Here is a 12,274-nt window from a genome sequence, read left to right as displayed (position 1 = left end):
AATGAAGCGGAGAAAGGCAAGAGAACGAGCATTCCAATTGCTGTTTCAAATTGATATGAATGAAATTACACCACAAGAAGTGATTCAAATTGCGGAAGAGGAAGAAGAGTTAAAGCCTTTTGCAAAGCAACTCATCACTGGGGTTATTGAAAATAAACAACAATTAGATGCACACATTACAAAACATCTGGAGAAATGGTCACTCGAACGGATTGCTTCAGTAGAGCGAACACTTCTTCGAATTGCAGTGTACGAGATGCAAGAAATTGAAGAAATACCGGCGAAGGTATCTATTAATGAAGCCGTTGAAATTGCGAAAACCTATGGAGATGATAAATCAAGTCGATTTGTTAATGGTGTATTATCAAAAATGGTAAACGAGGAAGTGTAAGAAGGGGTTTCGCAATGATTGCCGAAATGGTTAATATGAGGTAACCGACCGACGATATGTACGCGGACGTGTTGAAACCCGGTATCATTCGGCAATCAGTTGACCCTTTAACATGGAAAGAGTTATGGTGTTATTGTGAGACGGCACCTGGCTGATCAATGTTAAGGAAAAGATAAAAGGGGAATCTTAGTGTGAAGGATAAATATTTAACGGTTACAGCTTTGACACGATACATTAAAAGAAAGTTTGAAACCGATCCACACTTAAAAACAGTATGGCTTAGAGCAGAAATATCGAATTTTAAGCATCATTCTAGAGGTCATATGTATTTGACATTAAAGGACGGACAGTCACGTGTACAAGCAGTTATGTTCTCAAGTTTTAATCGTCACTTAAAATTTCGCCCCGAAGACGGTATGAAAGTACTTATTCGAGGTGAGATAGGCGTATACGAACCTCATGGGCATTATCAACTATACATACATAGCATGGAACCAGACGGCATTGGTGCACTATATTTAGCGTTAGAGCAACGGAAGGAAAAGCTAGAAAAAGAAGGTTTATTTTCTGAAGAACGGAAAAGGCCAATACCAAAGTATCCGGAGCATGTTGGTGTGATAACATCACCGACAGGCGCTGCCGTTCGGGATATATTTACTACATTAAACCGACGGTTTCCTACAGTTCAGAAAACACTCATCCCAGCAACTGTTCAAGGGGACCAAGCGGTTCCGTCAATTGTTCAAGCTATTGAAAAAGCAAACGAAGTAAACATGTTTGATGTCCTCATTGTCGGGCGCGGTGGAGGTTCGATTGAAGAGTTATGGGGATTCAATGAAGAAGCGGTGGTTCGTGCCATTGCAAACTCCAAAATCCCGATTATATGTGGAGTAGGACACGAAACCGATTTTACGATAAGTGAACTTGCGGCAGATATGCGAGCACCAACACCTACCGGCGCAGCAGAGCTTGCTGTACCCTCATATGTTGAATTATTAGAAAAGGTAGCAACCGCACATAAACGAATAGAAAGATCGGTTTATCAACAGTACGAAAATGAGAAACGGAGATTAAGTTCCCTTCAACAATCATATGCGTTCCGGTATCCTGAGCAGTTAATGCGGCAAAAGGAACTAGATTTAGACCGTTTGTTTGATACATTACAAAAATCGTGGAAGCAAGTTATCGTTCGAAAACAGGAAAAACAGTCATTTTTAACAACACGTATACAACAGCAACACCCTAAACGGAAAATTGAAGAATTAAAAGCTTCAATAAACTGGCTTAATACACGATACAAACGGGAGATGGAAAGCCATTTACAACAAAAACGGCAGGAATTTCAAAATCGGTTGGACCGTCTTTCGCTACTCAATCCATTAAATATCATTAAAAGAGGGTATGCGGTTCCCTATGATTCAACAGGTCAAGTAGTAAAAACGGTGAAGAAAATTGAACCTGGTGACCAATTAAATATTAAGTTGCATGATGGTGTTTTAGATTGCCAAGTATGGGGATTGAAGGAGGAAAATAAGAATGAGTGAGGTTAAGCAAGAAAACATTTCTTTTGAAGAAGCGATTGAAAAGTTAGAGCAAATCGTTGAAAAATTAGAGGAAAGCGATGTTCCTTTAGAAAAAGCGATTGATTATTATCAAGAAGGAATGAAGTTATCAAAATATTGTAATGATAAGTTATCCAAAGTGGAAAAACAAATGGAGCAAGTTTTGAATGATCATGGAGAGTTAAAGCCTTTTTCAGTTGAAAAGGAAGAAGAAGCATGATCCTATCTAGTTATATCCGTGACAAGCAAAAGTGGATTAATGACGAACTAACGAAAGCAGTTCAACAATTGCAAATTCCTGAGCGATTAAAACAATCGATGGCCTACTCCATTGATGCGGGTGGAAAACGGGTACGGCCTATTTTGATGGTCGCTACGTTCGAAGCTTTTCAAAAGGATGACACGCAAAAGCTAATTCATCCTGCGGTTGCACTAGAAATGATTCATACATATTCGTTAATTCATGATGATTTACCTGCGATGGATGACGACGATTATCGTCGGGGAAAACTGACAAATCATAAACAGTTTGATGAAGCGACAGCGGTCTTAGCAGGGGATGGCTTACTGACAGCTGCTTTTCAAGTGATTAGCTCTTCAAGTCATCTCATTGCAGAGGAAAAAGTGTATGTAATGGGTGAACTATCCAAGGCAGCCGGTCCAGAAGGAATGGTTGCGGGCCAAATGCTTGATTTACAAGCGGAAAAGCAAAAGTTAACAATAGAAGAGCTAGAAACAATACATAAATTAAAAACCGGTGAACTCATTCGTTTTGCAATTAAGACTGGTGCTTATCTAGCTGGTGCTACTCCACCTCAAATCGAAGCGGTGGATCGATATGGTAAATGTTTAGGATTACTATTCCAAATACAAGATGACATTCTTGATGTAATTGGGGATAAAAATTTAACTGGCAAACCAATCGGTAGCGATGAAGAGAAGGAAAAAAGTACATATCCAAAGCTACTCGGCCTGGAAGAAGCGATTCAGAAAAAAGAAGCTTACATGAGGGAAGCAATACAAGCATTATCGATTGCAAACATTGAAAATACAATCCTGAAGGATATTGTTGAGTATATTGGAAACCGTAACCACTAGTACGAATGTGATTGAGGATATATAAGACATATGTTATATTATTAATACATATAGGGATGGTGCAGTATTCTAGTCGGTCCTCCGTTCCTGAAGGCGGGCCTAAAAATCCGCCAAAGGGCACATCGATGAAGTTCCTTGTGCCGGCTTGAGGCGCCCAGCCTTGGGTTGGTGCTGGGAGTTAAGGTCGTAGGGCGATCCACAAAGGCATGTGGGCGTTGACCCTACTTCCGCGGAGGCCCATTACTGTAGCATGTTGAAAACTGTCAACAAGCTATGGAATGGGGTATGAACCTGCTACTATGGAGTTTGGGAAACTCTATGGGCAGCGTAGCCTGCCTTGAGTGGTGTTAAGGGGATTATAGTTAAGAGTAGGACAATCGGCAGGCCACCGAAGTTCTGCTTTATACGCTATATGAAATTGACACTGCAAAAGAGGCTAGGGAACGGTCAAAGACTGTCGAGGAAATCTCCTAGACTGTTCATCAGACATTTGGTGGGGATTATGGTGCGGACTAAGTGGTAATCCAGTCTAGCTTTCCGGTGACGGGGCTAAGGTGGATTTAAAGGGGAACCGCCGCAGTGGCAACACTCGGTATCCATCTGGGAAAACCTACTGGACCTAAGCCGCAATTTTTACCCATTAAGTGACCATCCCTTACATAAACGTAAACAAATGCAATTATTCTATATATTATCGAGGGACAAAATACATGAAAGAGCATTATAAAAAATCAATCCGGTTCAGTCTCGGTATTGCCGTTATCACGTTTGTGTTGGCGGCTCTTTTTTCAATTATATCTACTTTTTTACTTGACGGTGTAGGGTGGTATTTCGGAATCATCATTGTTTTATGCATCGTATTAGTTGGGGTATTTTTTGATATGTTAGGGATAGCAGCTACAGCCGCCGATGAAATTCCTTTTCATGCGATGGCAGCAGAAAAAGTATCAGGTGCAAATCACTCTATCCTTATCGTGCGTAATGCAGATCGCTTTGCAAGTTTCTGTAATGATGTCATTGGAGATATCTCTGGAATAGTCAGTGGGACAGCAGCGGCAATCGTCGTATTACAAATATCGTTAGGAATAGGGTTTGATGAAGGCTCGGGAAGTCAATTTACCATTTCAGTCATCTTTACAAGTATCATTGCTGCATTAACAGTAGGTGGGAAAGCCCTTGGAAAATTTTTGGCTATGCGTTTTTCTACAAAAATCATCTTATATGCAGGAAGAATGATTGCATTTATGGAAAAGCATTTACATATCACCATATTGCCTCCAATAAAAAAACAGAAACGTAAAAAAACCTTACGAAGGTGAGTGATCCACTATGGATCTAAAATCCATTCAAGATCCTAAATTTTTAAAAAAGATGGAAATCGAAGAATTAAATCGGCTTGCCCACGACATTCGCGAATTTTTAATTACGAATTTGGCAAAGACAGGAGGGCATTTAGGGCCTAACTTAGGCGTAGTTGAATTAACATTGGCACTCCATAAGGTTTATGATAGTCCTAAGGATAAATTCATATGGGATGTTGGTCATCAATCTTATGTCCATAAGATTTTAACCGGGAGAGCTAACCAATTTGATACGTTAAAACAATACAAAGGATTAAGTGGTTTTCCAAAGCGGAACGAAAGTGAACACGATCATTGGGAAACAGGACATAGTTCCACTTCTTTATCGGCTGCAATGGGGATGGCTATTGCCCGGGATATGAAGAAAGAAGACCATGCTGTTGTTCCGGTAATTGGTGACGGAGCCCTTACAGGTGGAATGGCACTTGAAGCGTTAAATCATATTGGGCATGAACAAAAAGATGTAACGGTTATATTAAATGACAATGAAATGTCTATTGCCCCAAATGTTGGTGCCCTTCATAACATGTTAAGTCGTGTACGAAGTGCCCATAAATATAATCGGGTGAAAGATGAAACGGAACTGTTGCTGAAAAAAATTCCAGCTGTAGGTGGACGTTTAGCTAATGCAGCCGAACGGATTAAAGATGGCATGAAATACTTTGTAGTGCCAGGTATGTTTTTTGAAGAACTAGGCTTTACCTACTTTGGTCCTGTAGATGGTCATAATATAGAAAGTTTAATTGGCCATTTACGCTATGCCAAAAAGACAAAAGGCCCAGTGATTGTCCATGTCATTACGAAAAAGGGAAAAGGCTATCACCCGGCCGAAACAGATAAAATTGGGGATTGGCACGGTGTTGGCCCATACAAGATTGAATCGGGTCAATCGGTAAAGAAGAGTGCGAAAGGTCCGGCATGGAGTAAAGTTGTTAGTGGTACGTTAAGTAAAATTGCCCGTGAAGATGAGCGAGTTGTCGCGATTACTCCAGCTATGACAGTTGGGTCAAAGTTAGAAGATTTTAAAAAGGAATTCCCTGATCGTCTATTTGATGTTGGAATTGCCGAACAACATGCTACAACAATGGCAGCAGGAATAGCTACGCAAGGGATGAAACCATTTTTATCCATTTACTCCACGTTTTTACAACGGGGTTATGACCAAGTGGTTCACGACGTATGTAGACAAAATTTAAATGTTATATTTGGTATTGATCGGGCAGGGCTTGTAGGGGCTGACGGTGAGACCCACCAAGGTGTGTTTGACATTGCGTTTCTACGACATGTTCCGAATATGGTATTAATGATGCCTAAAGATGAAAATGAATGTCAACATATGGTGCAAACCGCAATAGATTATGATGAAGGCCCGATTGCAATACGTTACCCAAGGGGTAATGCAAGTGGTATGAAAATGGATGAACATTTACAAACTATTCCCGTTGGAAGTTGGGAAGTTTTAAAAGAAGGTAATGAAGCCGTCATATTAACTTTTGGAACTACGATTGACTTGGCGTTAGAAGCGCGTGAAATATTAGCCGAACAAGACATTTCTGTTCGTGTAGTCAATGCTCGCTTCATAAAACCCCTTGATGAGAAGATGATGGCACAAATCCTGAGTGACAATTTGCCTATACTAACGATAGAAGAGCATGTGTTACAAGGTGGATTTGGCAGTGCTGTCTTAGAACATATTCAAAAAAAGGGTTTCCGTTTCACACAAAATGTTGACCGTATCGGAATTCCAGACCGTTTTATTGAACATGGAAGTGTTAACGAACTTTGGGCGGAAATTGATTTAACGACCGAACACGTTGTACGTAAAATAAAAGCACTAATACCGAGAAAACAACAAAGGGCTTGACATATATGAAGAAAAAAAAAGTGAGATTAGACATTTTACTCGTTGAAAAGGGATTTTGTGAAACGAGGGAAAAAGCAAAAAGGACAATTATGGCGGGCATGGTTTATTCAGACCAAGTGCGGTTAGACAAGCCTGGAGAAAAAGTGGAACCTGACATCTCAATTGAAATTAAAGGAAAAGTAATGCCTTATGTCAGTCGAGGCGGATTGAAATTAGAAAAGGCATTACAGTCATTTCAAATTTCCGTGGAAGGCAAAGTTATGTTAGATATTGGCTCATCAACGGGTGGTTTTACAGATTGCGCCTTGCAAAACGGTGCGAAATTAAGCTACGCAATTGATGTTGGGACAAATCAGTTGGATTGGAAATTAAGAAGTGATGATCGGGTTATCGTAATGGAGAAAACAAACTTTCGTTACGTAACACCGGAAGATTTAAAAGGTGATACACCGAATTTTGCAACGATAGATGTTTCATTTATATCGTTAAAACGCATTTTCCCTGTTCTACGTAAGCTCTTACTTCCAAATAGCGATGTGATTGCGCTTGTGAAGCCTCAGTTTGAAGCAGGTCGGGAGCAAGTAGGAAAAAAAGGTATTGTGCGAGAAGCCAAAATTCATGAACAGGTGTTAGAGGATATTGTGACTTTTTCGATTGAAGAAGGATATGATATAGAGCATATAACCTATTCCCCAATCACTGGTGGAGATGGCAATATCGAGTTTTTATTACACTTAAAATGGAATAATAAAACTAAAGGGGAATTATCACCAGACGTGAATATTCATGATACTGTAGCCGAAGCGCATACCACATTGCAAAAGAAGCGAAGTTAACATCTAGAGAGACTACGGCGGCTATGTGTAGTCTCTTTTAAAATGGGGAAAGAAAGAGGGTTTCTAATGAATAAAGGGCAAAGACATATAAAAATTCGGGAACTCATTGCCGAAAATGAAATTGAAACACAGGACGAGCTAGTCGACCGCCTGAAAAATTTAGGCTATAACGTTACACAAGCTACTGTGTCACGTGATATAAAGGAACTTCATTTAGTGAAAGTACCAATGGCGAATGGACGTTATAAATATAGCCTACCGGCAGATCAACGATTTAATCCGTTAAATAAGTTGAAACGCCTTCTCATTGATTCGTTCATTAAAATTGATACGGCCAGCCACTTTATTATCTTAAAAACACTACCTGGAAATGCCCAAGCTGTAGGAGTTCTAATTGATAATTTAGACTGGAATGAAATTATGGGAACAATTTGTGGTGACGATACGTGTTTAATTATTTGTAGATCTGAGGAAGATACATTAACAATTCGAGATCAATTTTTAGAAATGTTATAAATTGAGGTGGGGCGACGTGTTAGCTGAATTATCCATTAAGAATTTCGCAATCATTGACAACATAAAAATTGAATTTAAAGACGGCCTTACTGTACTTACAGGAGAGACTGGTGCTGGGAAATCAATCATTATAGATGCTATTCAACTGCTTACTGGTGGAAGGGGATCTGTTGATTTTGTACGTCACGGGTCTGAAAAAGCAGAAATTGAAGGATTGTTCTTTTTGGAAAGAAACCGTGTCGTAGTAGATAAGGCAATCGAATTTGGGATTGATTTAGACGGAGAAGATACAGTTATCTTACATCGTACAATTACATCAGCAGGAAAAAGCATATGCCGTATTAATGGAAAATTAGTAACACTAGCCATCCTTAAGGAAATTGGACAGTTACTTATTGACATACATAGTCAGCACGAAACACAATCCTTAATGGATACGGATTTACACTTATCATTATTAGACCACTATGCCTCTCATCAACTTAAAGATTTAAAGCGGGAGTATCGTGAAATGTTCACTGAATACAAGCGCTTACGAAAGCGTTATATTGAATTAAGTGAAAATGAGCAGGAAGTTGCCCACCGATTAGATTTATTAAAATTTCAGCACAATGAATTACAACAGGCCAATCTACAACCAAATGAAGATACAGAGTTAGATGAGGAACGCCATCAATTGATGAATTATGAAAAGATTTATCAAAGCGTAAGTGATGCATATGAATCCCTTTATGGTGAACAAAAAGGGTTAGAATGGCTTTCTCAAGCGTTAACCTCTCTTCAAAATGTTTCCGAGTTCGACCAACGATTGGAAAGTCGGTCAGAGGAATTATCCAATCATTATTATTTAATTGAAGAAATGGCCTTTGAATTACGAAACCAGTTGGATGAGATGGAGTTTGACCCAGAACGATTAAATGAAATTGAAGCACGGCTAAACGAAATTAATCATTTGAAGCGGAAGTATGGGCATAGTGTTGAACAAATATTACAATATTATGAAGAAGTTGAAGAGGAAATTGAACAGCTCGAAAATAAAGACGTACATTTAGCACAGTTGGAAAAACAGCTGAAAGAAATGTCGAAAGACATTTTGCAGAAGGCAGAACAACTGCATGAAGTGCGAAAATTGGCAGCCGAAACTTTACGAAGCGCCATAAAAACAGAGTTGAAAGATTTGTATTTAGAAAAAGCCGATTTTGCTGTTTCTTTTATGACACAGCCAGGGCAGCCACTGGACCCTGAAAGAGATGGGGAACGAGTAAAATTAACGGAGGACGGCTTCGATTATATTGAATTTTTAATTAGTCCAAACCCAGGCGAACCGTTAAAGGGAATTGGGAAAATTGCCTCTGGTGGAGAATTATCCCGTTTCATGTTAGCGATTAAAAATATTTTTGCACGACATCAAGGTATTACTAGCGTGATTTTTGATGAAGTGGATACAGGTGTCAGTGGGAGAGTCGCTCAAGCCATTGCTGAAAAAATTTATGTCGTATCTGAAGGATCGCAAGTACTTTGTATTTCTCATTTGCCACAAGTAGCGGCTATGGCGGATACACATTTGTTGATTGAAAAAACAACTACTCACGATCGCACTGTAACAACAGTATCTGAATTAACGGAAGATGCAAAGGTTGAAGAAATTAGCCGGATGATTACTGGTGCTGAGTTAACAGAAACAACAAAGGATCATGCAAAAGAACTTATAAATTTAGCTCAAAAGCATAAAGTATCATAAAGAAAACTGCCAAAGTGGCAGTTTTTTTAGTGTATGGAAAAAGTATGTTTTTTTTCTGTTCTTTACTGCGTTTAAAAGAGATTGCATAAGGCCAAATTATGAATACAGCAATTAAATATTTTGGTATGGGTTAGAAGCGAGGAGAGTGAAACCTTTGAAACCAAGAGATCTGATCCGAATCACTGTCGGCTTGATCCTCCTTGTTTCATTCCTGTCAATTCCATTTCTCACTTCAGTTCAAAAATATATATCCATTCCTAATGAAATAACTCTTTTTGAGAAAGAGTCCGCTTACTCTGTGCCTACTTTCGCCAACAGTAAACCTAAGGTAAAACGTGATGGGGAAAAGTCCATTGAAGCCTTTTCAAATCAAATTAAACCGAGAGAAGCAGGACAAGATCAACTGTTTTACGAAATGGCAGGTTTACCGATTAAGAAAGTAAATGTAAACGTATTAAAAGATTTTAAAGTGATTCCAGGTGGACAATCCATTGGTGTACGCTTACACACGTTAGGCGTATTAGTAGTCGGACACCATCTTGTCCAAACAGAGGAAGGGAAGAAATCTCCTGGAGAAGAAGCGGGTATAAAAGTTGGGGACATTATTCTTGAAATTAATGGTGAGGAAATAAAGGAAATGGAACAAGTCTCTTCCTTCATGAAAGATTTAGATGATAGTAATAAGGCATTAAAATTAAAAGTAAAACGGAACGATAAAACATTTACAAGAACATTAACACCGATTTACGACGTAGAAGAGAAAAAATACCAAATTGGGCTATATATCCGTGATTCAGCTGCTGGTATCGGAACGATGACATTTTATGATCCGAAATCTAAAAAATATGGGGCGCTAGGTCATGTCATTGCCGATATGGATACGAGAAAGCCTATTGAAATTTATAACGGGAAAATCGTTCGATCTAACATTACGTCAATTGACAAAGGATCAAATGGTACTCCTGGGGAGAAGAATGCCGAATTCTCCATTAAAGATGATTCCATTGGGGATATCACAAAAAACAGTCCATTTGGCATTTTTGGGAAACTAAATCATGATATTAAAAACAATATATCTGATAAACCGATGCCAATTGCACTGTCTCATCAAGTGAAAGAGGGACCTGCAAAAATTTTAACAGTTGTGGAAGGGGAAAAAGTAGAGGAATTTGATGTAGAGATTGTAAGTTCTGTACCTCAAAAACACCCTGCAACTAAAGGGCTCATTGTCAAAATTACCGATAAAAAATTATTAGAAAAGACCGGTGGGATCGTTCAAGGAATGAGTGGTAGCCCAATTATTCAAGATGATAAGCTTGTGGGAGCAGTCACACACGTATTTGTGAACGACCCAACTTCTGGATATGGGGTTCATATTGAATGGATGTTAAATGAAGCGGGTATTGATATTTATGAGGACGGACAAAAGGCGAGTTAATTCTCTCGCTTTTTTGTCTGTCCATTTTTAATGGTAAAATAAAGATTTTTCGACAAAAAATATCAAAAAATGTAGAAATAACATGAAAAAGTAAGATAATGCGAGTATTTATCGATTTTTCTTAAAAAAATAAAAGTTTTTTCCGTTAAAAAAGGAATTATTGTACTTGTGTCGAATATATTATGTGGAATAAAGGGGAGTAACATGGAATAAGGAGGAAACATTGTGGAAAAGATTAAAGTTTGTTTAGCTGATGACAACCGAGAACTCGTTCAGCTATTAGTGGATTATTTTGAAGACCAGCCCGAAATTGATGTAGTGGGGACGGCGCATAACGGAAGGGACTGTTTATCACTAATAGAGGATGTTAAACCTGACGTTCTTATTTTAGACATTATTATGCCTCATGTGGACGGATTAGCAGTACTAAGCAGTATGAAAGACCTTGAGGTAAGCACATTGCCTAAGGTAATTATGTTAACAGCATTTGGTCAAGAAGAGGTGACGAAGAAGGCAGTAGATCTAGGTGCTTCTTATTTCATTTTAAAGCCATTTGATATGGAGCGGTTGAAAGAACAAGTTATGAACGTGCACGGACTTCCTATGGTACATAAACAAAGTGAAGGAGTAAAAGCGGCAAAAAGTAAAGGCAGAAAAATTGATTTGGATGCCAGTATTACAAATATTATTCACGAGATCGGTGTACCAGCACATATTAAAGGGTATATGTACTTAAGGGAAGCGATTTCCATGGTGTACAATGATATTGAATTATTAGGTTCTATTACAAAAGTACTATATCCTGATATTGCGAAAAAGTTTAACACAACGGCATCCCGGGTGGAACGTGCTATTCGTCATGCTATTGAAGTAGCTTGGAATAGAGGAAATGTTGATTCAATCTCGTCTCTGTTTGGTTATACGGTAAATATGTCAAAAGCTAAGCCAACAAATAGTGAATTTATTGCAATGGTTGCAGATCGTTTATGTTTAGAACATCGTGTAAGTTAAAGGAAGCCGATCTGTATAATAGTCCTTTGTTACTTACGGAATCATATTTATTATCACAAACGAAGCCTCCTATCTTTTACGGAAAAGATAGGAGGCTTTTTAGTGTTATTTGAATATTTTGCGGATTGCTTTCCCCGCTGCCTTTCCACTAGCCCGTCGGCCAATACGTTTGCCAATCTTTCCTTTTCGAACCGCATCTACGTCGTTCCAAATACGCAACATTTTATAAATCGTCGATTTTAATCCCATCTAAATCCCCCCCTACATACATATTACCATTTTATAGGGCTTATCCTCCAAAAGGCACAATTTACGTTGTTTATTTTTTAATGTGGCCATTATCTTTGTACATTAACAATAGTTCATCAAATTTTTAGCCTATGCTGACTGAGCAATATAATTTGGGTGGTGACTTTAGGGCTTAGGTAATTTGAGACGATGTATAGAGAAGAATTC

Annotated in this window: 12 protein-coding genes; 11 read left to right on the top strand and 1 reads right to left on the bottom strand. The window is 38.7% G+C overall.

Annotation, left to right across the window (positions count from 1 at the left end):
- Position 1 precedes the first annotated feature (1 nt).
- From nusB to spo0A, 11 genes are all read left to right on the top strand, one after another.
- The gene (nusB, locus tag NLW78_RS08180) at positions 2-391 is read left to right on the top strand and encodes a transcription antitermination factor NusB (protein ID WP_254496563.1); all 390 of its coding nucleotides are present in this window, start codon (positions 2-4) and stop codon (positions 389-391) included.
- Positions 392-582: 191 nt separating this feature from the next.
- On the top strand, positions 583-1,935 hold the full coding sequence (xseA, locus tag NLW78_RS08175) for an exodeoxyribonuclease VII large subunit (protein ID WP_254496562.1): 1,353 nt from the start codon (positions 583-585) through the stop codon (positions 1,933-1,935).
- Positions 1,928-2,173 carry an exodeoxyribonuclease VII small subunit gene (locus NLW78_RS08170; RefSeq protein ID WP_254496561.1) on the top strand — a complete coding sequence of 82 codons (246 nt, stop codon included), beginning with the start codon at positions 1,928-1,930 and terminating at the stop codon, positions 2,171-2,173. The genes xseA and NLW78_RS08170 overlap by 8 nt, the downstream gene beginning before the upstream one ends.
- Positions 2,170-3,051 carry a polyprenyl synthetase family protein gene (locus NLW78_RS08165; RefSeq protein ID WP_254496560.1) on the top strand — a complete coding sequence of 294 codons (882 nt, stop codon included), beginning with the start codon at positions 2,170-2,172 and terminating at the stop codon, positions 3,049-3,051. Before NLW78_RS08170 ends, NLW78_RS08165 begins: the two co-directional genes overlap by 4 nt.
- 710 nt (positions 3,052-3,761) lie before the next feature.
- Positions 3,762-4,370, top strand: a complete 609-nt coding sequence (locus tag NLW78_RS08160; protein WP_254496559.1) for a hypothetical protein — start codon at positions 3,762-3,764, stop codon at positions 4,368-4,370.
- Positions 4,371-4,380: 10 nt separating this feature from the next.
- Entirely contained in the window at positions 4,381-6,276 is a 1,896-nt protein-coding gene (gene dxs / locus NLW78_RS08155; protein WP_254496558.1) for a 1-deoxy-D-xylulose-5-phosphate synthase, read from the top strand.
- 5 nt (positions 6,277-6,281) lie between these two features.
- A complete protein-coding gene (locus NLW78_RS08150; protein WP_254496557.1) occupies positions 6,282-7,112 on the top strand; it encodes a TlyA family RNA methyltransferase in 831 nt (276 codons plus the stop codon).
- Between the two features lie 66 nt (positions 7,113-7,178).
- A complete protein-coding gene (gene ahrC / locus NLW78_RS08145; protein ID WP_254496556.1) occupies positions 7,179-7,628 on the top strand; it encodes a transcriptional regulator AhrC/ArgR in 450 nt (149 codons plus the stop codon).
- 16 nt (positions 7,629-7,644) lie between these two features.
- The gene (gene recN, locus NLW78_RS08140) at positions 7,645-9,369 is read left to right on the top strand and encodes a DNA repair protein RecN (protein ID WP_254496555.1); all 1,725 of its coding nucleotides are present in this window, start codon (positions 7,645-7,647) and stop codon (positions 9,367-9,369) included.
- Between the two features lie 154 nt (positions 9,370-9,523).
- Complete coding sequence (spoIVB, locus tag NLW78_RS08135; RefSeq protein WP_254496554.1) at positions 9,524-10,807, top strand: SpoIVB peptidase; 1,284 nt, start codon at positions 9,524-9,526, stop codon at positions 10,805-10,807.
- A gap of 225 nt (positions 10,808-11,032) precedes the next feature.
- Positions 11,033-11,818, top strand: coding sequence for a sporulation transcription factor Spo0A (gene spo0A, locus NLW78_RS08130; RefSeq protein WP_254496553.1), 786 nt, complete (start codon positions 11,033-11,035; stop codon positions 11,816-11,818).
- A 105-nt stretch (positions 11,819-11,923) separates the two neighbouring features.
- On the opposite strand, the gene NLW78_RS08125 is transcribed toward spo0A, so the two are convergent.
- On the bottom strand, positions 11,924-12,067 hold the full coding sequence (locus NLW78_RS08125; protein ID WP_254496552.1) for a hypothetical protein: 144 nt from the start codon (positions 12,065-12,067) through the stop codon (positions 11,924-11,926).
- Positions 12,068-12,274 lie beyond the last annotated feature (207 nt).

The organism is Salirhabdus salicampi, assembly GCF_024259515.1.
In the GTDB taxonomy this organism is placed as follows: Bacteria; Bacillota; Bacilli; order Bacillales; family Alkalibacillaceae; genus Salirhabdus_A; species Salirhabdus_A salicampi.
This window is presented reverse-complemented; position numbering and strand designations above follow the sequence as displayed.